Origin of the sequence: Agaribacterium haliotis, assembly GCF_002312815.1 — a bacterium.
GTDB classification, from domain to species: domain Bacteria; phylum Pseudomonadota; class Gammaproteobacteria; order Pseudomonadales; family Cellvibrionaceae; genus Agaribacterium; species Agaribacterium haliotis.
Genome location: NZ_NKQJ01000019.1, coordinates 27,759 through 49,940, shown reverse-complemented (window position 1 = coordinate 49,940; position 22,182 = coordinate 27,759). Strand labels below are relative to the sequence as shown.

General features: G+C 51.7%; 21 protein-coding genes. 8 read left to right on the top strand and 13 right to left on the bottom strand.

The features are described from left to right. From scpB to CFK45_RS17495, 4 genes are all read right to left on the bottom strand, one after another. Positions 1 to 941 (bottom strand): SMC-Scp complex subunit ScpB (gene scpB, locus CFK45_RS17510; RefSeq protein WP_096087744.1); only part of this gene is annotated, 941 nt, incomplete at its 3' end. A gap of 19 nt (positions 942 to 960) precedes the next feature. Then, the gene (locus tag CFK45_RS17505; protein ID WP_239923746.1) at positions 961 to 1,920 is read right to left on the bottom strand and encodes a segregation and condensation protein A; all 960 of its coding nucleotides are present in this window, start codon (positions 1,918 to 1,920) and stop codon (positions 961 to 963) included. A 76-nt stretch (positions 1,921 to 1,996) separates the two neighbouring features. Next, a complete protein-coding gene (locus CFK45_RS17500) occupies positions 1,997 to 2,623 on the bottom strand; it encodes an L-threonylcarbamoyladenylate synthase (RefSeq protein WP_096087743.1) in 627 nt (208 codons plus the stop codon). Between the two features lie 67 nt (positions 2,624 to 2,690). After that, a complete protein-coding gene (locus CFK45_RS17495; protein WP_096087742.1) occupies positions 2,691 to 3,542 on the bottom strand; it encodes a PHP domain-containing protein in 852 nt (283 codons plus the stop codon). A 122-nt stretch (positions 3,543 to 3,664) separates the two neighbouring features. Between CFK45_RS17495 and CFK45_RS17490 the strand changes: the two genes are divergently transcribed. The 6 genes from CFK45_RS17490 to CFK45_RS17465 all read left to right on the top strand — a co-directional run bounded on the left by CFK45_RS17490 (position 3,665) and on the right by CFK45_RS17465 (position 7,396). Beyond that, positions 3,665 to 4,381, top strand: a complete 717-nt coding sequence (locus CFK45_RS17490; RefSeq protein WP_096087741.1) for a VC0807 family protein — start codon at positions 3,665 to 3,667, stop codon at positions 4,379 to 4,381. 10 nt (positions 4,382 to 4,391) lie between these two features. Then, on the top strand, positions 4,392 to 4,691 hold the full coding sequence (locus CFK45_RS17485) for a YciI family protein (protein ID WP_096087740.1): 300 nt from the start codon (positions 4,392 to 4,394) through the stop codon (positions 4,689 to 4,691). Beyond that, positions 4,691 to 5,359 (top strand): TIGR04211 family SH3 domain-containing protein, encoded by a 669-nt coding sequence (locus CFK45_RS17480; protein ID WP_158224751.1) that lies wholly within the window; start codon positions 4,691 to 4,693, stop codon positions 5,357 to 5,359. Before CFK45_RS17485 ends, CFK45_RS17480 begins: the two co-directional genes overlap by 1 nt. Positions 5,360 to 5,427: 68 nt before the next feature. Further along, positions 5,428 to 6,048: a peptidylprolyl isomerase gene (locus CFK45_RS17475; protein ID WP_239923745.1), complete on the top strand. Its 621-nt coding sequence runs from the start codon at positions 5,428 to 5,430 to the stop codon at positions 6,046 to 6,048. A 27-nt stretch (positions 6,049 to 6,075) separates the two neighbouring features. Further along, complete coding sequence (locus tag CFK45_RS17470) at positions 6,076 to 6,867, top strand: pyridoxine 5'-phosphate synthase (protein WP_096087738.1); 792 nt, start codon at positions 6,076 to 6,078, stop codon at positions 6,865 to 6,867. A 115-nt stretch (positions 6,868 to 6,982) separates the two neighbouring features. Further along, the gene (locus tag CFK45_RS17465) at positions 6,983 to 7,396 is read left to right on the top strand and encodes a CBS domain-containing protein (RefSeq protein WP_096087737.1); all 414 of its coding nucleotides are present in this window, start codon (positions 6,983 to 6,985) and stop codon (positions 7,394 to 7,396) included. A 117-nt stretch (positions 7,397 to 7,513) separates the two neighbouring features. Here CFK45_RS17465 and CFK45_RS17460 read toward each other — a convergent pair whose 3' ends face one another. After that, positions 7,514 to 8,821, bottom strand: coding sequence for an HD domain-containing phosphohydrolase (locus CFK45_RS17460; protein WP_096087736.1), 1,308 nt, complete (start codon positions 8,819 to 8,821; stop codon positions 7,514 to 7,516). Positions 8,822 to 9,284: 463 nt separating this feature from the next. Then, the gene (gene zwf / locus CFK45_RS17455; RefSeq protein ID WP_096087735.1) at positions 9,285 to 10,772 is read right to left on the bottom strand and encodes a glucose-6-phosphate dehydrogenase; all 1,488 of its coding nucleotides are present in this window, start codon (positions 10,770 to 10,772) and stop codon (positions 9,285 to 9,287) included. A 332-nt stretch (positions 10,773 to 11,104) separates the two neighbouring features. Here zwf and gap point away from each other — a divergent pair, with 332 nt between their 5' ends. Next, entirely contained in the window at positions 11,105 to 12,106 is a 1,002-nt protein-coding gene (gene gap / locus CFK45_RS17450; protein WP_479686146.1) for a type I glyceraldehyde-3-phosphate dehydrogenase, read from the top strand. A gap of 446 nt (positions 12,107 to 12,552) precedes the next feature. Here the strand turns inward: gap and CFK45_RS17445 are convergent, their stop codons facing one another. The 6 genes from CFK45_RS17445 to CFK45_RS17420 form a co-directional block, all read right to left on the bottom strand. Further along, positions 12,553 to 13,725 carry a phosphoglycerate dehydrogenase gene (locus tag CFK45_RS17445; protein ID WP_096087747.1) on the bottom strand — a complete coding sequence of 391 codons (1,173 nt, stop codon included), beginning with the start codon at positions 13,723 to 13,725 and terminating at the stop codon, positions 12,553 to 12,555. Between the two features lie 27 nt (positions 13,726 to 13,752). Then, positions 13,753 to 14,871: a phosphoserine transaminase gene (locus CFK45_RS17440; RefSeq protein WP_096087733.1), complete on the bottom strand. Its 1,119-nt coding sequence runs from the start codon at positions 14,869 to 14,871 to the stop codon at positions 13,753 to 13,755. 95 nt (positions 14,872 to 14,966) lie between these two features. Then, positions 14,967 to 15,821: a thioredoxin gene (gene trxA / locus CFK45_RS17435; RefSeq protein WP_096087732.1), complete on the bottom strand. Its 855-nt coding sequence runs from the start codon at positions 15,819 to 15,821 to the stop codon at positions 14,967 to 14,969. 96 nt (positions 15,822 to 15,917) lie between these two features. Then, entirely contained in the window at positions 15,918 to 18,026 is a 2,109-nt protein-coding gene (locus CFK45_RS17430; RefSeq protein WP_143247637.1) for an ATP-binding protein, read from the bottom strand. 171 nt (positions 18,027 to 18,197) lie between these two features. After that, the gene (trhO, locus tag CFK45_RS17425) at positions 18,198 to 19,175 is read right to left on the bottom strand and encodes an oxygen-dependent tRNA uridine(34) hydroxylase TrhO (protein ID WP_096087730.1); all 978 of its coding nucleotides are present in this window, start codon (positions 19,173 to 19,175) and stop codon (positions 18,198 to 18,200) included. A 123-nt stretch (positions 19,176 to 19,298) separates the two neighbouring features. Next, positions 19,299 to 19,697 (bottom strand): BolA family protein, encoded by a 399-nt coding sequence (locus tag CFK45_RS17420; protein WP_239923743.1) that lies wholly within the window; start codon positions 19,695 to 19,697, stop codon positions 19,299 to 19,301. A gap of 85 nt (positions 19,698 to 19,782) precedes the next feature. Here CFK45_RS17420 and CFK45_RS17415 point away from each other — a divergent pair, with 85 nt between their 5' ends. Further along, the gene (locus tag CFK45_RS17415) at positions 19,783 to 20,427 is read left to right on the top strand and encodes a response regulator (protein ID WP_096087729.1); all 645 of its coding nucleotides are present in this window, start codon (positions 19,783 to 19,785) and stop codon (positions 20,425 to 20,427) included. 69 nt (positions 20,428 to 20,496) lie between these two features. Here CFK45_RS17415 and pyk read toward each other — a convergent pair whose 3' ends face one another. Then, complete coding sequence (gene pyk, locus CFK45_RS17410) at positions 20,497 to 21,942, bottom strand: pyruvate kinase (RefSeq protein ID WP_096087728.1); 1,446 nt, start codon at positions 21,940 to 21,942, stop codon at positions 20,497 to 20,499. Positions 21,943 to 22,182: the final 240 nt, after the last annotated feature.

The following is a 22,182-nucleotide window of genomic DNA, read 5'->3' as shown; positions in this document are numbered from 1 at the left end:
TCGGCTTCGGCTTCGGCTTCGGCTTCGGCTTCGGCTTCGGCTTCGGCTTCGGCTTCGGCTTCGGCTTCGGCTTCGGCAACAGGCTGCTGCTCGCCCGACTCGGGGTCAAGTCCTTCGGCCGCCTCTTTTTCATCGGCTGCCTGCTGGGCTTGTTCGTAATCGATCGGCTTTGGCGCCAGATCATCGGCGCTGATATTGGTATCCGGTGCCGATTCGAGCTCGAGCGCTTCATTGAGGCCATCGATATCTTTCAGCTCACCGAGGCTCGGTAATTCTTCGAGGCTTTTTAAACCAAAATAATCAAGAAACTGGCGCGTGGTTGCGTAGAGCGCCGGCCGGCCCGGAACATCGCGATGGCCAACAACTTTGACCCACTCGCGCTCGCTCAGGGTTTTGATAATGTGGGAGCTCACCGCAACACCGCGAACCTCTTCAATATCGCCGCGCGTCAGCGGTTGCCGATAGGCGATTAGCGCCAGTGTTTCGAGCAGGGCCCGGCTGTATTTCTGCGGTTTCTCATCCCACAGGCGATTGACCCAGGTAGCGTAGTCTTCGCGCACCTGAAAGCGCCAGCCCGATGCCACTTCGACCAGAGCAAAACCGCGGCCGTCGCAGTCGCGCTGGATTTGCTCGAGCACTTCCAGCAACAAACCCTTGGACGGCAACTCGTGCTCGTCAAATAAGCTCTGCATACGCTTTAGCGACATGCTGTCACCAAGTGCTAATAAAGCACCTTCAATGATCGGCTTAAGCTGTTGAATTCGCTCGCTTTTTTCCTCTTCACTTAAGGCACTTGCTCGCTTTTCTGCCGCCGCCAGAGCCTTGCTATCGAGCTCTTCAATAGCGTCGTTGTCTTCGCCCTCATCGATCGCAGGCTCGACGGCTTGAGCCTCATCGAGTTCGTCTGAGTGTTTGTTTTTGTCTATTTTTTCTTCGCTCATATCACTGCGGCCTCACGGCCTAATCTGATTTTGCTTTAACGTGTATCGGCCCAAAGGCCTCGGTTTGTACCAATTCGGCGAGCCTTTCTTTGACCAGTTCCATGACCGCCAAAAATGTAACCACCACACCCAACTTGCCCTCTTCGGCTTTAAACAGGCTGACAAAAGGTGTGAACTGGCGGCCGCGCAACTGATCGAGCACCTGCGTCATGCGCTCGCGTGTGCTGAGTTTTTCTTTCTGGATCTGATGGCTCTCGTAGAGATCCGCGCGGCGCATCACCTCTGATAACGCTAGCAGCAGCTCTTTCATATCGACGTCCGGGTCCGGGCGGGTCAGCGTGCGATCGGGCTCTTTGGCTTTAGCAATATGTAAATCGCGATGCATGCGCGGCATCTCGTCGATATCTTCGGCGGCTTTTTTAAAGCGCTCGTACTCCTGCAAGCGGCGTATCAATTGCGCGCGCGGGTCCTCTTCATCCTCGTCTTCGCCTTCGTTCGCGCGCGGCAGCAGCATGCGCGACTTAATTTCAGCCAGCATCGCCGCCATCACCAGGTATTCGGCGGCGAGTTCAAACTGCATATTTTGCATCATCTCAACATAACTGACGTACTGGCGAGTGATTTCACTGACGTCAATTTCGAGTATGTCGAGATTCTGTTTGCGGATGAGGTAAAGCAGTAAGTCGAGCGGGCCTTCAAAGGCCTCAAGAATGACTTCGAGCGCATCGGGAGGAATGTACAGGTCTTTGGGCATCTCCGTCAGCGCTTTGCCCTGCACAACCGCAAACGGCATCTCGCCCTGAGACGGCTGTTCGCTGTCCTGGCTACTCGCCTGTGTCCTGCTTTCTGCGGCGTGCTGCCCGTCAGCGTGGGCTGCAGACTCTGAATCGGCAGCCTGCGTCGCTGCAGTGTCAGCCTCTGGGGCGTCAACCTCGGGTGCGTCAACTAAGGCACTTGCTTGTTCTTCTGCCTCGGACAAATCGCTCTCCCTTTGCTCAGGCATTATCAATGGCCGCGCATTATAGCGGCAAAGCCAGGGCCTTGCCTAAGCAGATTTAGGCGAATTCGTCGTCTTCTACCGGGCCGCAGCCGCGGCGTACCAGCACCGGCTCGTCACCGGTCAGGTCGATCACCGTGGTCGGCTCCATGCCGCAAAAACCACCGTCGATCACCAGCTCGAGCTGGTGCTCGAGGGTGTCGCGAATATCGTAGGGGTCCGTCAACGGCAAATCGTCACCGGGCAGAATCAAAGAGCTGGTCATCAGTGGCTCGCCGAGTGTTTCCATCAGCGCCAGGGCGATATTGTTGTCGGGCACCCGAAGCCCCAGGGTTTTTCGCTTTGGGTGTTGCAGGCGGCGAGGTACTTCCGAGGTTGCGTTCAAAATAAAGGTGTAGGCGCCCGGCGTCTTGCTTTTAATCAGGCGATAATCGCTGTTATCAACCCGGGCATAGTTAGCCAACTCACTCAAGTCACGGCACATCAAGGTGAAGTTGTGGTGTTTGTCGAGTTGGCGCAGCGCGCGTATGCGGTCGAGGGCAAACTTGTCGCCAATATGACAGCCCAGGGCGTAGGCCGAATCGGTTGGGTAGGCAATCAGGCCGCCCTTTCTTAAGATCTCAACGGCTTGATCAATAAGGCGCTGCTGAGGATTCTCGGGGTGTATGCTAAAAAACTGAGACATGCGATCCTTCTAAGTAGTGCTTAGCAGAGCGTCGCTGCGCGGCGAGGGCGCTCTGCCATGTGTTCGATTAAGCAGCCCAACTTTGCCAAAGAGGCTCAACGTTCTCGGGCATTGGGCTCTGCTGGCCGAGATCGGGGCTGTAGCTTGTCGGGCCGTGAAAATCACTGCCGGTTGAGGCCAGCAGTTGATACTTATTTGCCAGCCTGGCCATATCTGCCGACTGCTGAGCACTTTGGCTGCCGCTGACCACTTCAATCGCGCGCCCACCGCACTCAACAAAGTCTTCGATCATGCTACAAAGTTTTGTGCGTGTCATTTTATATTTCAGTGGATGAGCAATAACACAGCAGCCGCCTGCTTGTGCAACGGCTTCAACCACTTCGTCAAAGTCGGGCCACTGCAGTTTGACATCACCGACTTTGCCTGCGCCCAAATAGTGTTTGAACGCATGCGCGAGATCTTTTGCCTGACCGGCTTTAACCATCGCCCGGCCGAAGTGCGGCCGACCCAAGGTGGCGTCCCCGGCTTCAGCTTTTGCCGCCGCCAAGATGCCCTTAAAACCGAGCCGCTCTAAACGCTCGCCAATATGCTGTGCGCGCTCTTCGCGCCGATCGAGCTGACGCTTAACCAGTGCCACAATCGCATCGTGCTTGCGATCAAAATTTAAGCCAACTAAGTGAATGTTGCGACCGTACCAGAGGCTGGAAAACTCCACACCACTGATCAAGCGCAGGCCATCAAGCTCGGCCTGGGCCAGAGCCTTGTGCAAACCATTGGTTGTATCGTGATCAGTTAACGCCAAAGTTGTCACACCTTGCGCTTTGGCCCTCGACACCAGCGCTTCAGGGCTTAAAATACCGTCCGACGCTGCACTGTGACAGTGCAGGTCATAGACTGGCCGTTGTTCAATTTCCGGCATCGATCATTCTCATCTCTAAATTAATATATTGACGGCATCCGTGACGTCAACAAACTACTAAGTACTTACGCCGAGTCTTCGAGCTTGGACGAGTACGGGCAAATCATGAGTACAGTTACCCCATGAGTACAGATAATACGGGTCAGGAAAAACAGCCCAAGAAAGAGAGTTTACTGCTTAACCTGCTGTTAAACATCATAATCCCAACCTTGATACTGACCAAGTTTAGCGGTGAAGATCAACTCGGCCCCAAGCTTTCCATTGTGGTAGCCCTCGCCTTTCCAATCGTCTACGGCGTCGCCGATTTTTTTCGCGAGCGCAAAATTAACTTTTTTTCGGCGCTCGGTGTCATCAGTGTATTTTTAACCGGGGGCATAAGTTTACTCGAGTTGCCACCGCAATATATCGCCATCAAAGAAGCCGCCATTCCGGCGCTGATCGGCATCGCTACCTTGATATCCACCTATACGCCCTACCCATTGGTAAAAGTGTTTTTGTACAACGATAAAGTTCTGCACACCCAGCGCATTGCCGAACAGCTAAAAAAGCGCGAGACCGAAGCCGAGTTTGAATCCTGCTTAGTTAAGGCTTCTTATATTGTTGCCGCTTCGTTTTTTCTTTCGTCGGTATTGAACTATGTCTTGGCGAAAATGGTCGTTGTCAGTGCCCCGGGCACAGAAGCCTTTGCCGAGGAGCTGGGTAAAATGACCGCCTACAGCTATGTTGTTATCGTGGTGCCGAGCATCGCCGTTATGCTCGGCGCGATGATTTATCTGTTTAAGCGCATCACCCGACTGACCGGGCTCGAACTCGAAGACGTTTTTCACGAACAAAAATAAGGAGAGCGGCATGCTCTATGCAATTATCAGCGAAGATGTACCCAACAGCCTGCCCCTGCGCCAACAGGCGCGCCCGGCTCATATCGAGCGTTTGAATGCGCTTCGCGATGAAGCCAGATTGGTACTCGCCGGCCCCCACCCGGCTATCGACAGCAGTGAACCCGGCGATGCCGGTTTTAGTGGCTCGCTTGTTGTTGCCGAGTTTGACTCTCTCGCCGCGGCCCAGGCCTGGGCTGACGCCGACCCCTATGTCGATGCCGGCGTCTATCAAAAGGTCACCGTAAAACCCTTTAAAAAGGTATTGCCCTAGTGAAAAAACTTGCTACATTTTTTGCCTGTGCCTGGCTATTTGCAGGCGCAAACGCTCAGGCAACCAGCCTTTGGGTCAAAGATGTTGTCTATGTGCCGCTGCGCAGCGGCCCGAGCTCTCAAAACCGCATTCTGCACAAAGGCCTTATTAGCGGCACCGAAGTCAAGGCCATCGGTGGACGCGAACAGGGCTGGATAGAAGTTCGAACAAAAAATGGTCGCGAAGGCTGGCTGCCCGAACAGTACTTGCTTGATCAGCCAACCGCGCAAATCAAACTGCTCAAAGCGCAGAAAGTAGCAAGCGATGCCAGCGCCAAACTCAGCGAGCTGGAAACCCTGCAAACGAGCTTGAGCGCCGAGCTGCGCGATACCAAAAAACAGCTTGAGCAAACCGAAAAAGAAAAACAGCAATTTAACCTTGAACTGCACCGCATCAAAAGTATTTCGTCCGGCGCCATCGAGCTTGATCAAAATTATCAAAAACTGCTCGAGCAGCACCAGTTATTGCAAACTGAGAACGACAGCCTCAACGCTGAAAACGCAACACTCAAAGCCGACCGGCGTTCAAGTTATATGTACAACGGCGCCATCTTAATTATTATCGGCATGCTGATGGCTGTTATTATCCCGCGCCTCAAACCCAAAAAGCGCCATTCGGAATGGACTTAAAGTCTGCCTATCGCAAACTGGCAAAACAATTTATAACACGCCCAACTCAATTGACTACGGGGTTATCAATGAGCAAACAAATGATCAAGCAACTGTGTTCTTTGGCCTTAGCACTGATATTTACTGCGGCCAGCTGCGCCTTTGCCGCCAAAGAGAATAAAACCAAGGGCCCCTACCCCGAAGTGGTTTTTGAAACCTCGCTGGGCAAAATGACCATTGAGCTCTATCCAAATGAAGCGCCGGAAACCGTTAAAAACTTTTTGCGTTACGTTGATGAGGGTTTTTATACCGGTACAATTTTCCATCGGGTTATTCCCAACTTTGTTGTTCAAGGTGGCGGTTACGACTACGAGTTTAAACGCCGCGAAACCCATGCCCCGGTTGTGAACGAAGCCAAAAACGGCCTCGACAACCTCGAAGCAACTCTGAGCATGGCGCGCACGGCCGACCCCGACAGTGCAACCTCACAGTTTTTTATCAACCTCAAACACAACGACAACCTCGACTACGGCTGGAAAGACAGCCGCGGTAGCAAAAGCGCCGGCTATGCCGTATTTGGCAAAGTGGTTGAAGGTTTTGACGTCGTTAAAAAGATTGAACGCGAGCCGCGCGGCCTTTATCGTTCGCGCCCCGAAGCGCCGAACTACCCGGTGATTGTCGAAAAAGCTTATCGCCTGAACAATAAATAAAACACCTTTTAGACCAAGGACCACAATGTGAGCGGCACCTTAGCCCTTAGCGTAAACTTGAACAAAGTCGCCCTGCTGCGCAACGCCCGCACCGACAACAACCCAGACCTGCTCGATTTTGCCGATATCGCTCTCGACGCCGGTGCCGCCGGTTTAACGGCCCACCCTCGCCCAGATCAGCGCCACATACGCGCCAGTGACATTTTGCCACTGGCGACCAAAGCCCGCGAACGCGGCGTCGAGTTTAATATGGAAGGCAACCCCTTTTGCGAGGCTCTCGGCGACTACCCAGGTTTTCTCGAGCTGGTGCGCGGGGCCAAACCCGCGCAGTGCACGCTGGTTCCCGACGCCAATAATCAACTGACTTCTGATCACGGTTTTAACCTAAACAAAGACGGCGGCAAGCTTGAGCCCATTATCGCCGAGCTCAAACAGCTCGGCTGTCGTGTCAGCCTATTTATGGACCCGGATCTCGACCAGATAGGCCTGGCCGCTGGCGTCGGCGCTGATCGCATTGAGCTCTATACCGGCCCCTATGCTTTGGCCTTCAGCCAGAGCAGCAGCGCAGCCGATGCTGTCTTTAAGCAGCACTGTGACGCCGCCGAACACGCCCACAGCCTAGGCCTGGGCATCAATGCCGGGCACGACCTGAACCTGGCCAACCTCAAGCAATACTGCCGGCTACCCAAGCTCGCCGAAGTCAGCATAGGCCATGCGCTGACCGCTGATGCGCTGCGCATGGGCTTTGCAGGAGCCGTGCGCGCCTATGCAGATATCTGTGCTGAGACCGGCATAGACGCGGTGCTGACAAACGGATAAAGCGCGCCAGCGAAAGCCTGATCTATACTTTCTTTAGCGACTATTCTTAGCTGGAGGCTGCAAAACTCATGCGCCTCCAGCACACTGCAGATTTATATCGAAAAGGAGGCTCACCGTGCACTCTATTCTCGTTAGCGAATATATGGATCACAACCCTCACGCTGTGAACAGCGACAGCTCCGTGCGCCAAGTCGTGCAGTTTTTATTAAAAGAGCAGATAAGCGGTGCGCCCGTGGTCGACGACACTCGCCGCCTAATCGGCTTTGTCTCTGAACAAGACTGTATGGCGGAAGTGCTCAACGACGCCTTTTTTTGTGACGACAGCCCGAGCGTTTCAACGGTTATGCAAAACGCAGTGGCGACCACCTCGCCGGGCACAAGCATACTTGAACTGGCCCAACTGATGGCCGACAGCACACCCAGAAACTACCCTGTTGTCGAGAACGGAAAACTTGTCGGCTTAATCTCACGCTCGCGCATACTCAACGCGATTTTAGAAAATGGCGACGACTGTTATTTTCGCCATTAAAACCATAGATACACGCTTTTAACTTAGCAAGCCGCAAGAAAGCGCATAGCGCCTGACAATTTTTGTATCTGAGCACCTGCTGCCCGTGTTTTATCAATCTAGACCGGCCTAAATAAACTATCTAACCAACTTCACCGCAAGTGCCGACAGCTTATCAATCGCCGCTTCCGCGGCGATACGTATCGTCTCTTGATCAACACTACTGCGATATAAACGCAGACGGTATAAAAACTTATTAATGTGAAAGATGATTTCGCGCAGGGCTAAAAAGTTATCTTCTAGCACTCGCGATAACTGACGATAATTCCCGTCAGCGTGCATTGCATCATCAAGGCGCGCCTGTTTGTGCAAAATTCGCAACTTGTAATAGGCAAGAGAAATATGAATAAAGCTGTTTTGCAAAACAAACATCGATTTATCGTCGTGGCGATAACCAACCGTCGAAGTGAAATCCTGAATAATCGCCATCGCGCGTTCGATAAACATCGCCATATGCTCGGTTTCGGTTTGAATGCGCTCAAACTCTTCGCGCTTAAAAAACACTTCATCGCTGCGGCTCGCTTGAGTTAATAGCTCCAACATGCGCACCGCCACCGCACCAAAATGAGTTACCGCATTAATTTCAATTACTGGTTTTAAATCAGCCAAGCGCTTACTTAGCGGCCGATAATTTTTTTGAAAAATAGAGTACAGCGTATCATAGAGATTAATGTGCTGACTGAACTCGGTTAATTGCGTGCCACTAGCCCCTGCGGGATAACCCGTACCATCGAGGATTTCATGGTGCTGTTTGATCGAACGAAGCACTGCACTCGGCACGGAACCTACACGCTCTAAAAATGAAACACCGTAATAAACATGGCTGTAGTAACCGTCTTTATCATCCTTGGACGAGCGAGGATCATGATCGAGGCGGGTGAAGTGTGGGTTGACATCAAGCAGCCCCAAATCGTGGCTCAAAGCGCTCAAAAAAAGCATCTCAAAGCTAGCTTGTTCACGCTCGCTAAATTCGCTTTCAAACACAGCCATCCACAGGCAAAACAAGGTGCGCTTGTACTCAAAAGGCAAACAGGCCCGCATAATTGCGAGCCTAAATCCAATCGAGGGGTAAGTGAGCAACAAGTCCGCGCCAAGCTTGAGCCAGTAGCGGTGTTTAATTTCCTGATATAGCTCGGAGAAACTTAAGTTTTCACTCAAGTATGCAATGAGTTCCCGCTCAAGTAAGTCTGCATCGTAAGGCACATCCAGAACAAATAGCGCCTCAATACGCTCGGCCTCAAAGCTGTCGGCACACTGCTCGATAAAATCCGTACCGGGCTCGGCGCCCGCTGGCAGATAAGTGCCCGCATCAGTGCGCAAAGCCCCGCGCAAGCGCAGCGGCGTACTGATCGTTGCCTCAGCCAGGTAGTGCCAATACGCACTCATGTTGCCATCCCCGCTGCTGAATCAAGATATCCATCTTAAGGCCAATTCCAACACTTGCTTACCAGCAAGTGTAGTCAACAAAAAAGCGAGCATTACAAAAGCGCAAGCGCCTATAAAAGAATATGCGATAACAAACGGAAAGCAGGCGCAACATCGATTCGAATAACCAACTCAAGGCGAGGCACCACCAGACAAGGCCGGGAATGACTTTAAAGCAGAAGTTGTTTGGGGCAGGGATAGCTTAAAACAATGAGCTATTTAACTAAGGAGTAGCGCTGGCTAAATTGCTCAGGCCAGGCGTTTCATGTGCGGGGAATCGCCTAAGGCCGGAAATTACCAAACAGCTCAAGCGTATTAAGGTTCAATAAATTAGCGGCCGATAGAAAAAGCCCCGCGGACAAGGCAGCGGCATCCGTGTGCTGCCTTACAAGCCGCTTGCAGATCAAGCAGCTAAGTGCAGTGATCAGCCCAGGTCAATGGGGCAGTATTCGCCGTCGTACCATTTCTGGCCGCGGCTGTTAACCATCATATTGGCGCGCTCGGGGCCTTCAGTACCGGCCTCGTAAGGCTCACACTTTTGACCGCGCTCTTGCCAGGCATCGAAGATCTGATCGATCCACTTCCACGCAGTCTCAACCTCATCGGCGCTGACAAACAAGGTCTGATCGTTGCGGAACACATCAAAAAACAAACGTGAATATGCATCGTGCTTCATTGGCTCGCTATGATCTTCGAAATCCAGGTTCAAAATATCATCGCGCAGAGGAATGCCGGCATCCAGGCCCTGCACCTTATTATTTAAGTGCAAGCTGATACCCGAGTCTGGCTGCAGCTGAATAATCAGTTTGTTTTGACAGCGGCTGTTTTCGCTGTCTTTAAAAATATTGTGGTGGCTCTGTTTAAAATACACCACAATCTCACTGTGCTTTTTATTTAAGCGCTTACCGGTGCGCAAATAAATAGGCACGCCTGACCAGCGCCAATTTTCAATTTCGCTTTCAATTGCAACATAGGTTTCAGTCTGAGAGTTCGGGTCGACTTCGTACTTGTCGCTCTCCTCTTCCAGGTAGCCAGGCACTGTTTCACCGCCGACATCGCCACGAATATATTGCCCGCGCACCGTGTGATCAAACACCTCATCTTTGGTAATCGGTTTCAACGACTTCAGTACTTTTAGTTTTTCTGTACGAACCGAGTCTGCATCCAGGGCTGAAGGTGGCTCCATCGCCATCAAACACAAAACCTGCAACAAGTGGTTTTGCACCATGTCGCGCGTTGCGCCGGTTTTATCGTAAAAAGCCCAGCGATTACCGACGCCGACCGTTTCAGTAACAGTAATCTGAACAGATTCGATGTATTTGTTATTCCACAACGGCTCGAAAAAATCATTGGCAAAACGCAGTGCCAATAAATTTTGAACACTCTCTTTACCAAGGTAGTGATCGATGCGAAACAATTGGCGCTCGTCAAAGACACGCGCAAGCTCTGCATTAATAGCCAAGAAACTTTCGCGGCTATCGCCAAGCGGCTTCTCGACCACGAGGCGGGTACTGTCTTTAACCAAACCACAAGCGTCGAGGCTTTCACATACCTTGCCAAAAATCTGTGGCGGAATGGAAAGATAAATAACCTGTACCGCATCTTGGCGGAAAAATTCTTCGCCAATCAGTTTTAACTGTTCAGGTTGGGTGGCATCGCCTTGCGCAAAATATATTTTGTCGGCGAAGCTCAACCATTTTTCTTCGGAAAACAAACTGGCGTCGACCGCTTTTTGTAACCAAAGTTTAATTTTTGCATGAAACTCTTCGCGACTTTGACCTGTTCGCGCTGAACCAATGATGCGCATACCTTCGGGCATACAATCATTGATTTCTAAATAATAAAGCGACGGATAAAGCTTCCTCAAAGCGAGGTCGCCGTCCCCACCGACGATTAACAGATCGGTACTCATTGTTACTACCCCTAGTCTCAGGTTGCAATGCAACCTATGTTTGTTGCCATCTCTATTGGCGGTTGCCTATGCACCAGAGCGCTAAGCGCCACGAATGGCGCCTGCGCGTCTTTGTTATCGCTGATTCTCGACAGACATATGACATCCCTATACATAAGTCGCGGAAGGCTGGCGGCTTGATTCAGGCCAAGGACTTTGCTGCCCAAGGCCCGTATTATCTGGGCTCTAGCCCATTAACCGGGCGGCTATTGTACGTTGGTCGAACTTGATTTTTCAACTTCGATTGAGGATAATCGCCGCCTCCAAAAACCTGGACACAGTGGAATTTTCTTATTATGGCAATCAAAATTGGCATCAATGGTTTTGGTCGTATCGGCCGTTTCGTATTTCGCGCTGCTTGTGAGCGTTCTGACGTAGAAGTTGTTGGCATCAACGACCTGATCGACGTTGACTACCTTGCATACATGCTGAAGTACGATTCAACTCACGGTCGCTTCAACGGCACCGTCGAAGTTGTTGACGGCTCTCTCGTTGTTAACGGTAACACTGTTCGCATTACCGCTGAGCGCGACCCAGCCAACCTCAAATGGGACGAGATCGGTGCAGACTACGTTGTCGAATCCACTGGTTTCTTCCTGACTGACGAAACTGCTCGCAAGCACATCGAAGCTGGCGCCAAGAAAGTCGTTATGTCTGCACCGTCAAAAGACGCTACCCCAATGTTTGTTATGGGTGTTAACCACGAGTCTTACGCCGGCCAGGACATCGTTTCCAACGCTTCTTGTACCACCAACTGCCTTGCTCCTATCGCCAAAGTACTGAACGACAAGTTCGGTATTGTTGAAGGCTTAATGACAACTGTTCACGCCACCACCGCCACCCAGAAAACGGTTGACGGCCCATCTGTTAAAGATTGGCGCGGTGGCCGCGGCGCTGGCCAGAACATCATTCCTTCTTCTACCGGTGCAGCCAAAGCCGTGGGTAAAGTTATCCCTGAGCTCAACGGCAAACTGACTGGCATGGCTTTCCGTGTACCCACCCCTGACGTTTCAGTTGTTGACCTGACTTGCCGCCTGGACAAAGCCGCTTCTTACGAAGACATCTGCGCTGCAATGAAAGAAGCTTCTGAAGGCGCGTTGGCAGGTGTTCTCGGTTACACCGAAGACGCTGTTGTTTCCAACGACTTCATCGGTGAAAAGTGCACTTCAGTCTTTGACGCCGCTGCCGGCATCAGCTTGAACGACAACTTTGTTAAAGTGGTCAGCTGGTACGACAACGAAATCGGCTACAGCAACAAAGTTGTTGACCTGATCGCACACATTGCTAAAGCTTAATTTTTTTAGCTTTATATTTGTGTGAAAAAGCCCGGCTTATGCCGGGCTTTTTTGTGCCCACTTGTTTTTTCTGCGCCGCCTTCTGCAAGGTTTACCTTTACGGGAATAAACACTCAGTCACAGTGCCGGCAGTCCACGCCGCCGATACTGCACATGCATCGGCAATTACTCCTGCATTGCTCTAATAGCTACATCCATGTAGCGATAGGGCGATGACATACAGCGACTATGGACGGCGCAAGTGCAGACAGCAAGTGACAACCTCCTGCCCCTGAAATTCCATTATAAACGTTGGCACGCCGCTCCTGCGCTCGCACAGATCTATATCGGAGTGAATTTGAGCACGCCGCTCCTGCGCATCCATGCGCCCGCGGCATACCGCCCATCCATGGGCATAAAAAAACCCGGCCTGGGCCGGGTTTCAATACCGCGTGAATCCGGGAAGTTTAGATTGCACGCAGAGAAATGACATGCTCGACAGCGCAAATCGCTTCGAGCACTTCGGCACTTGGCTGACCTTCAACATCGAGAATATTGTAAGCAACGTCGTTGCGGCTTTTGTTTACCATATCGATAACATTGACGTCTTTTTCCGCCAGCACAGTCAACACATGACCGAGTACACCGCTGACGTTTTCATTGGTAAAACAAATACGGCATGCACCCGGCGCCCGCGGCATTGTGGTCTGCGGGAAATTAACCGAATTAGTAATATTGCCGTTCTCAAGATAATCGCGCAGTTGATCAACCGCCATGACCGCGCAGTTTTCTTCCGCCTCGGCCGTGCTTGCGCCGATATGAGGCAAAGCAATAACCTTGTCGAGACCAATCAGCGACGGCATAGGAAAGTCGCAAATATATTGACGCAACTGCCCCGCATTCAGCGCCGCAACAACATCACCTGCATTGACAATAGCGTCGCGCGCAAAATTTAAAATGGCCGCATCGGGTTTCATTAATTTTAATGCGTCGGCATTAATTAAATTAATGGTTGGTTCAATCGCCGGTACGTGTAAAGTTAAATAATCAACGTCGCCAAGTAACGCCTGCAAGCTTTCTTTGCGCTCAACCTGAGAGCTTAAGCGCCACGCGGCCTCAACACTCAGAGCCGGGTCAAATCCAACCACGCGCATGCCCAAAGCCAGCGCGGCATTGGCTATCATTGAACCGATAGCACCGAGACCAACAACGCCGAGGGTTTTACCCATCAACTCAGAGCCGGCAAATTGCTTCTTTTGTTTTTCGAGCAATTTACTCATTTCTGCAGCGTCATCCATATCACCGAGCGTATCGACGTACGCACGACCTTCGAGTATGCCACGCGAGCTCAACAACAAACCTGCAAGGACCAATTCTTTTACCGCGTTGGCGTTGGCGCCTGGGGTATTAAATACAACAATGCCCTGGCCCGTATAGTCAGCAACGGGAATATTATTGGTTCCGGCACCAGCTCGAGCCACGGCAAGCACAGAAGACGGCAAGGTTTCGCCATGCATTTTATGGCTGCGCAAAACGATACCTTCGGGCGCATCAACGTCAGCACCAACCTCATAGCTGTCGCTAGGGAAACGACTCAAGCCCTTATTCGAGATCGCATTATAAGTACGGATTTTGTACATAAGATCCATTTCCAATTTATTAGTTAATTAGGCTGCGGTAACTTGCTCATAGGCCCAGGCCATCCACGGCAATAATTTGGCGACATCACTTGGTTCAACCGTCGCACCACACCAAATGCGGATACCAGGAGGCGCATCGCGATAAGCACCAATGTCATAGGCCACACCCTCTTGGTCGAGCAACTTGACCATGGCTTTAACATTTTCAGGCGTGGTATCAAGCGTTAGGCACACAGAACTGTTGGAGCGCTCAGCCGGATTTTTGGCGAGAAAGTCTATCCAGTCGTTTTCGGCGACAAATTTTTCAATAAGCGCAAGGCTCTCGTTTGAGCGTGCAATTGTCGCCGATACACCTCCTAAAGATTCGACCCAGCTTAATGCGTCAAGATAATCAACAACGCAGAGCATCGAAGGCGTGTTAATGGTTGCACCTTTAAATACACCCTCAATTAGCTTTCCGCCCTTGGTTAAACGGAAAATTTTTGGCAGTGGCCACGGCGGCGTGTAAGACTCAAGACGCTCAACCGCGCGCGGGCTCAAAATAAGCATGCCGTGAGCACCTTCGCCACCGAGCACTTTTTGCCAGCTATAGGTCACAACATCGAGTTTTTCCCACGGCAAGTCCATCGCAAATACCGCAGAAGTCGCGTCACAAATGGTTAAGCCTTGACGGTCATCGGCGATCCAGTCGCCGTTCGGAACCTTGGCGCCAGAAGTTGTACCATTCCAGGTAAATACCACGTCTTTGTTAAAATCAACCGCGTTTAAATCCGGTAGCTCACCGTAGTCGGCTTCCATCACACGTACGTCGTCAAGTTTGAGCTGCTTAACAATATCCGTCACCCAGCCGGAACCAAAGCTTTCCCAGGCCATAACGTCGACACCGCGCTGACCGAGCATAGACCACAGCGCCATTTCAACCGCGCCGGTATCCGATGCCGGCACAATACCAACTCGATAACCTTCGGGCAGGCCGAGAATTTCTGCAGTTTTAGTGCACGCTTCTTCGAGAACAGTTTTGCCTAGCGCCGAACGATGTGAACGACCGAGAATGTCCGTGCGCAGTGCACTGAGTTCATAGCCGGGGCGTTTGCTACAAGGGCCAGAGGAAAAGTTAGGATTTTGTGGTTTGGCTAAGTCTTGCATACAAGTCCTCAAAAAAACAAAGGCCACCCTTAGGTGGCTGATACAGGCGCAAGGCCTACGAAATTTGCGCGCATTATGCCAGTTATTGGCCCGAGCTAGTAGAGCAAGGTATAGAGCTTGCGCTGATACTTAGTCGCAAGCGCATCGCCTTTATCCAAACTGGCAAGCACATCGTTAAAGCAGCGCTTTAGCTCCCCGTCAAGCGCATTTAAATTGCGGCTCAAATGGCTATAAAGCAATGCCAGGGCCTCTTCTTCAAATTTGTTTTGCGCGTATTGCACTGCTAGCTGCTGCACAAGCTCAAGGTTCTCGGGCTCCGCTTCAAGCTGCTGCTCCAGGGCTTCGAGCTCCGGGCTCTTGCCGGCCAGCTGCGCCAACTCTAACTGCGCTTTTAATTGCTGATAGCGCCCGTCTTGATCGGCCATTTTCACCGCCGCAAGTACCTGCTCGGCCAATTCCAGCCGGCGCTCGTGCAACAGGCAGCTACAATAGTCCAAGGCGATATCCGCGCGCTGACCTGAATCAACGTATGCTGCTTTTAACAAGGGCAAGGCTTGCCCAAACTGCCCATCGTTCACATATTGTACGGCCTGCTGCCAATCGGACTCCCAGGCTTTAGGTAGATGTTGGTCAAGCAGTTCACGAATCTCTGCTTCGGTTTTGCTGCCGGTAAAACCATCAATCGGCTGACCATCTTTAAGCAACATCACCGTAGGCAAACTTTGCACGCCAAACTGCGCAACAATCATTTGCTGCTCATCGGCGTTAATTTTGGCAAGTAAAAACTGGCCGGCATATTCAACGGCCAGCTTTTCCAACACTGGCATTAACGCTTTGCAGGGCGCACACCAATCGGCCCAAAAATCGACAAGCACCAATCGTTTTTGGCTCTGTTCAATTAATAAGCTCTGGGCGTTTTCAGGGGTGATTTCGACGATGTGCTCAGACATGGGCATGGACTCTTTAAACTAAAGTCCATGCATAAGGTCATTTTGGAATTTTTCAAGGACAAGCGCTAACTTAAGGCTTGCCGGAAAACAAAGAAGCTATTTAGCGAGCCACTGTTCGAGCTTTTGCTCAACCAGCTCAAAACTTATCGGCTTGCTAATATAGTCGTTCATGCCCGCCTCTAGACAGCGCTCTTTATCGCCGGCCAGTGCATTGGCGGTCATGGCAATAATGGCGATATCTTTGCAGTGCTCACCAGCCTGCCCGGCCCGAATCGCTTTAGTTGCGCTAAAACCATCCATAATCGGCATCTGGCAATCCATAAATACCAGCGCGTATGCGGCAGATTGATCACCGAGCTTTGTCAAAGCCTGTTCACCGTCGGCGGCGATATCCACTTCGACGTCACAGTCTTCGAGCAGCATTGACGCCACTTCCTGATTGGTGAGGTTGTCTTCGACCAATAACACTTTGGGCATGTTTGCACTCCAGGCAAATGTTTTCTGGCGGCGCTTAGCTAGCGGCTCCTGCGTCGCCACGTTGACCGTCACACCAAATTGCTCCAGCAAGGTTTGGTTCAGCGCCTGTAAAGAGTATGGCTCGGCCAGTTGGCTCGCGCCAGCGTAACGCTCGGCCGGCAAACGCCGCTCACCAATAAACACCACTTTCAGACCATTAAACACCGGCAACATCAGAGTTTGATTCAGCGACTGCTCGCTTTGCTCATCGATGCTGCCGAGGTTAATGACAGCCAAGCGCACCTTGCCGGCTAAACCCAAATCAATCATCGCCGCCTGGTCGTCAAGCTGGGGACACAGAATCACCTTCAAACCAAGATGGCGAAGATCGCGGGCAAGCACTTGAGCCCGACGCGGCAAAGCGTCAAACACCAGAGCACACTGGCCATCAAAATCCGGAGCCAAAGTCTCAGCGGCCTGCCCCTCGTCGGCAAGCGCCAAAGACAGGCGACAAATAAACTCACTGCCACTGCCGAGCTCGCTTTTTAAACTAAGCTCACCGTTCATGGCCTCACACAGGCGTTTGGATATCGCCAAACCTAAGCCCGAGCCACCAAAACGGCGCGTTGTACTGTTATCTGCCTGGGCAAACGACTCAAAAATCAAGCTCTGAACTTCGGGGCTAATACCCGGGCCGCTGTCTTTAATCCGAATCTCAATCAACGATTGCTGTTGTTCCCGCCGCAGCTCAATCACAGAAACCTCAATACTGCCCTCTTCGGTGAACTTCAGCGCATTGCCAATTAAGTTATTTAAAACCTGGCGCAAACGCAGTGCGTCACTTTGGAAGCTGGCCGGCAGGCCCGGGTCCAAGTCCAGAATAAAATCCAGCCCCTTTTGCTTAGCAAGAAAATAAAACGCCTGACACTGAGACAGTAACAACGAGCGCAAATCCAGCGCCTGCTGATCCAGCTCAAGCATGCCCGCTTCAATTTTGGAGTAGTCGAGAATATCGTTAATCAGTGCAACCAGCGTGTGACCGCTAGAGCGCGCAATGTCGAGATAGCGCTTTTGAACCGCGTTGAGCTCGCTGTTTTCCATCAGCTCCAGCATGCCTATCACGCCGTTCATCGGCGTGCGAATTTCGTGGCTCATGTTCGCCAAAAACTGACTGCGCGCCTCGACAGCATCGCGCAGCTCGGCATTGCGCAGCCTGAGCTTGGCCCGCAGAGCCGACATCGAGCGACACAGCATCGTCAAAATAAACAAACAGACTCCGTAGACCAGCCAGGTTAATAGCAGGTCGGACTGACTCAAGTCTGTCAGTGCCATGCTGCCCTGCACAAGCAATAGTGCCGCCAAACTCAAAGCCTGCAACAGCGCGTAGTGTAAAAATCTGCGCGGACTCAAGCGAAAGACGCCAAAGATCGAGATCATAAACAGCAAAAAATAGACAAGAAATGCGTAGCGTGGCATTACCAGCATGCTCATCAGGCAAACGGTCGATGCCCAAGACATCTGGCCAAGGCTCAGCGACGGGTCTTTAAAGCGCTCGGAAAAGCCGGTGACGATGGCCGCGACAAACAGAATATTGACCAACCAAAAAACGACAAACGCGGTCAATAACCAGGGCCCGGTAAAAATAAGCGAGCCGCGAATGTATGCATAAATCAAAATGGCACTGAGAAGAAAGGCCCCGGTCAGCGCTAAGAAAGTATGTTGGGTGCGTATGAGTCGGGTCTTATTCACAGCCCCGCCCTGTCAGTTGTAGCAAAACCTGCCTCTCGTTATTAATCCCACTGCTTCAGTGTAGCCGCTTCACCGGTGAACAACAGCACGGACAAACTCAACTTGCTCGATTTAAGGCGCTAAGCAAGCGAGGTGCTCGCCGCTAACGCGAGCGAGCACAAATTAAGCCTACTAGTTCTTATTTTGTTGGCTGCGCGGGCTTGTTTTCTGACGCTGTGGTGCTGGTGCACCGACGTGGACTTCACCGCGCTCGGCGGCGAGTTGTATCTGCTTTTGGCGCTCGCGAAAACCCAGTTTTTGCGCTTCGCTGAGCCGATCGTGACAGCGCGGGCAACTAACCCCCTGCTCGTAAAGCTCACTTTGCTTATCGTCGGCACTTATAGGTTCGCGACATCCGTGACACAAATCCCAGTCAGCTTTTTCAAGCTGGTGATTCACTGCAACACGATTGTCAAATACGTAGCAGTCACCGCGCCACATGCTGTCACCCGGATCAACCTGCTCAAGGTATTTCAACACGCCACCTTTGAGGTGGTAAACCTCGTCAAAACCCTGCTCTTTTAAGTAGGCGGTGGATTTTTCACAGCGAATGCCCCCGGTGCAAAACATCGCAACTTTTTTATGCTGCGCCCGGTCTAGATTCTGTTTAACGTAGTCTGGAAAGGCTCGAAAGCTCTCGGTATTGGGGTTAATCGCGCCTTCAAAACTGCCCAGCCTGATTTCGTAGTCGTTGCGCGTATCGATCAGCAGCACCTCTGGATCGCTGATCAATTTATTCCAGTCTTTCGCTTCAACGTAGGTGCCCACACTTTGGCGCGGGTCGATGCCCTCAACCCCCATGGTGACAATCTCTTTTTTGAGTTTGACCTTCATGCGATAAAAAGGCTGTTCGGCCTCAAAACTCTCTTTGTGCTCCAAATCAGCTAAGCGCTCGTCGGCTTTTAAATAAGCCAGAAGTGCATCGATGGCCGCACGCGAACCCGCTACGGTGCCGTTAATGCCTTCACTGGCCAGCAACAACGAACCTTTAAGTTGCCATGTCGAACAAAAAACCAACAACGCCTCACGCAAGTCGCGATAATCGGGCAGACTCACAAATTTATAGAGGGCGGCAACGACAATAGCATCGCCAGATACTTGCTTACTCACGGCATGCTCCGGGGTAGTCAGGCGGTTTACTGGATAGAAAGGGCGCGAGATTGTACAGATAGTGCACGATTACAGCAAGCAAAGCCTGGCAAAGCAGGCTGGACAAACAAGGTGCGCCGGCGCTCAGCCTTGTTTGGAGCCGCCCATGCACTTCGGGCTTTCAGGCACCGACTTATTTTGCCACTCCTGCTCGGTATACAAATGCAGCGCCAGTGCATGCAAGCCTGCATCAAAGGCCGGCTGCAGTGCAGCGTAGACCAACTGATGGCGCTTGACCCGGCTCAAGCCCTCAAATGCAGTGCTCACACAGCTCATTTTGAAGTGACTTTGTGTCGCCGGGCCACTGTGCATATGACTTTCGTTCTCAAGCGATAAAAACGTGGGCTTAAGCTCCTGCTCAATCACGCTGCGTATATGTTGCTCTATATTCATAGTACTAAGCCCTGCGGGGTATTCGATGTAAAAGCGCGCAGCTATCGCTGCTTTGGCGGCTCGATACGCCATGTGTTTATAGTGGCGCACAAAAGCGCCGCCATTATACGCCAAAGCCCTGCACGCTCAGAGCCGCCTTCTATACTGAAGCTAGTATTCATATGAGGAAACACTGATGCTTAGCGCCCAGGAGAGCAAACTCGTTATTAGCACGCTCACCCAGAGACGAGCTTGGCTGCGCAAGACCCTCGAAGACAGCAAGCTTGATGCGGATGTTCGCGAGGAGCACAAAAACACCTTAAACCTGCTCGAATCGGCAATGAAAAAACTGGCCTCCCTAAGCTCAAGTTCGCCAGCGAGCAGTGACAAGGCCGGCTCCCCCAAAGCTGGGCCAGCAGCTAAACGAAAAAACCTGAGCATGGACAATGTGCTGGTATTGGTCGCAGAAGACGAGCCCGACTCTCAAGCTTTACTTCAAGGCCTGCTTGAAGATATTGGCGTTAAGCACATTGTTGTCGCCAGCGACGGGCGCGAGGCCTTTGACCAAATCAAAACAACCGAAGACGCTTTTGATTTTATTTTCTGCGACTGGGACATGCCCGAACTCAGCGGCATGGAACTCTACAAAAAAGCCAAGGCATCAAACACCCTGCGCGGGGCGCATTTTTGTATGGTTACCGGCGTATCCGAAGCGAAGAAAATTCGCCAGGCCATTCAAAGCGGTGTCAACGACTACGTTGTTAAACCCGTAGACGGCCAAACCTTAGAAAATAAAATGAAAGCGACCATCGACGCTCGCAATCAACAAAACGCCAGCTAGCCTAGCTAAACTCGAACAGCACAAACAAGGCCGCTAAGCGGCCTTGTTTGTGCTGTTCTTTTTAAACGCTTACAAAATTGCCTGGCCAACCTGAAGTATCTTCAAGGTATTTGTGCCACCGGCGCCATTGTAATCGCCTTTTGACAAAACCATAAAGTCGCCGTCAGCAACAATATTTTGCTCTTTTAAAAAATCAATAACGCGGCGGTTGATCTCTTCCGAAGGAATGCCCGCCGTATCAAACTGCACGGTTTGCACTCCGCGAAACAGCGCTGCGCGCTGCAAGGTTTTTTTCGATTTCGAAAAGGCGTAAATCGGCATACGCGAACCGTAGCGGCTCATCAACAGTGGTGTCGCCCCGCTTTCACTAAGCGCGGCAATGCCTTTCACCGCTTTCATCTGATTGGCGGTGTACATCGCAGCCATCGCCACACTTTCATCGATCGCCTGATAGTGATCTTCCGAGCGCTGCGGCAAAGTCACCGAGCCCGGATGCTTTTCAGCACCGAGAATAATGCGCACCATTGCTTCGACTGTTTGCACAGGGTACTGGCCGGCAGCGGTTTCCGCCGACAGCATAACCGCATCGGTACCGTCGAGCACCGCATTGGCAACATCAAAAACCTCGGCACGCGTCGGCAGTGGGCTAGAAATCATGGTTTCCATCATTTGCGTTGCGGTAATAACGCAGCGATTTAATGCGCGCGCTCGATCGATAATATGTTTTTGCACACCGATTAATTGCGCGTCGCCTATTTCAACCCCGAGATCGCCGCGAGCAACCATGACCGCATCGGAGGCCATAATAATCGCATCGAGTATTTGCTCGTTCTCAACCGCTTCAGCGCGTTCGATCTTGGCAACCAAATACGCATCACCACCAGCTTCTTTAACCAGTTGGCGGGCAAATTTCATATCATCGGCGCTGCGCGGAAAACTTACCGCCAGGTAGTCCACACCGATTGCAACTGCCGTTTTAACATCGGCTTTATCTTTTTCGGTCAGCGCCGGCGCCGTCAAACCGCCACCCTGGCGATTGATGCCTTTGTTATTGCTGAGCTTGCCACCGACCGTAACCACGGTTTTAACTCGCGAACCTTCAACCGACTCCACTTTGAGTATTACCCGGCCGTCGTCGAGTAAAAGTAAATCGCCAGGCACCACATCGTTGGGCAGCTCTTTGTAATCGATGCCAACCTCGTGCTGGTTGCCGGCGTCGCGCTCAAGCGAGGCATCCAGGTCAAATTTATCGCCGACCGACAATGTAATTGGGCCGTCGCCAAAGCGTGCAACACGAATTTTAGGCCCCTGTAAATCACCGAGAATCGCCACATGCTTGCCGTGCTTATCACTGTATTCACGCACCGCTTTTGCGCGCGCCTCGTGATCTTCGGCGCTGCCGTGACTGAAATTCATGCGTACAACATTAACCCCTGCGAGGATCAGCTTTTCAAGTACGCCGGGTTCATCCGTGGCCGGGCCGAGGGTTGCAACAATCTTTGTACGTCTGAACATGCGTTTCTCCACTGTACTTGAAAAGAGGCTTACGATAGGTGCTATATCTAATAGCGGCTTACTATAGGTACTAACAATCGCTACTTATCGTCGGTACTTACAATTGCGAACACGTCGCCGATTCTACACGACGCCGCCATATAAAAAACGAATTGTAGTTATAGTTATAGAGGATGTTTGGGCAAGCTTAGCTGAATACAGCGCGAGCTAATTAACAGGGCGAGCGCAAGGCCGCCCTGT

Excerpts from the sequence above, each read along its gene's own strand:
- CFK45_RS17500 (WP_096087743.1), bottom strand. The coding sequence starts at position 2,623 with ATGTCTCAGTTTTTTAGCATACACCCCGAGAATCCTCAGCAGCGCCTT.
- CFK45_RS17495 (WP_096087742.1), bottom strand. The coding sequence starts at position 3,542 with ATGCCGGAAATTGAACAACGGCCAGTCTATGACCTGCACTGTCACAGT.
- CFK45_RS17490 (WP_096087741.1), top strand. The coding sequence starts at position 3,665 with ATGAGTACAGATAATACGGGTCAGGAAAAACAGCCCAAGAAAGAGAGT.
- CFK45_RS17485 (WP_096087740.1), top strand. The coding sequence starts at position 4,392 with ATGCTCTATGCAATTATCAGCGAAGATGTACCCAACAGCCTGCCCCTG.
- CFK45_RS17475 (WP_239923745.1), top strand. The coding sequence starts at position 5,428 with ATGAGCAAACAAATGATCAAGCAACTGTGTTCTTTGGCCTTAGCACTG.
- CFK45_RS17460 (WP_096087736.1), bottom strand. The coding sequence starts at position 8,821 with ATGAGTGCGTATTGGCACTACCTGGCTGAGGCAACGATCAGTACGCCG.
- zwf (WP_096087735.1), bottom strand. The coding sequence starts at position 10,772 with ATGAGTACCGATCTGTTAATCGTCGGTGGGGACGGCGACCTCGCTTTG.
- CFK45_RS17445 (WP_096087747.1), bottom strand. The coding sequence starts at position 13,725 with ATGTACAAAATCCGTACTTATAATGCGATCTCGAATAAGGGCTTGAGT.
- CFK45_RS17440 (WP_096087733.1), bottom strand. The coding sequence starts at position 14,871 with ATGCAAGACTTAGCCAAACCACAAAATCCTAACTTTTCCTCTGGCCCT.
- trxA (WP_096087732.1), bottom strand. The coding sequence starts at position 15,821 with ATGTCTGAGCACATCGTCGAAATCACCCCTGAAAACGCCCAGAGCTTA.
- CFK45_RS17415 (WP_096087729.1), top strand. The coding sequence starts at position 19,783 with ATGCTTAGCGCCCAGGAGAGCAAACTCGTTATTAGCACGCTCACCCAG.
- pyk (WP_096087728.1), bottom strand. The coding sequence starts at position 21,942 with ATGTTCAGACGTACAAAGATTGTTGCAACCCTCGGCCCGGCCACGGAT.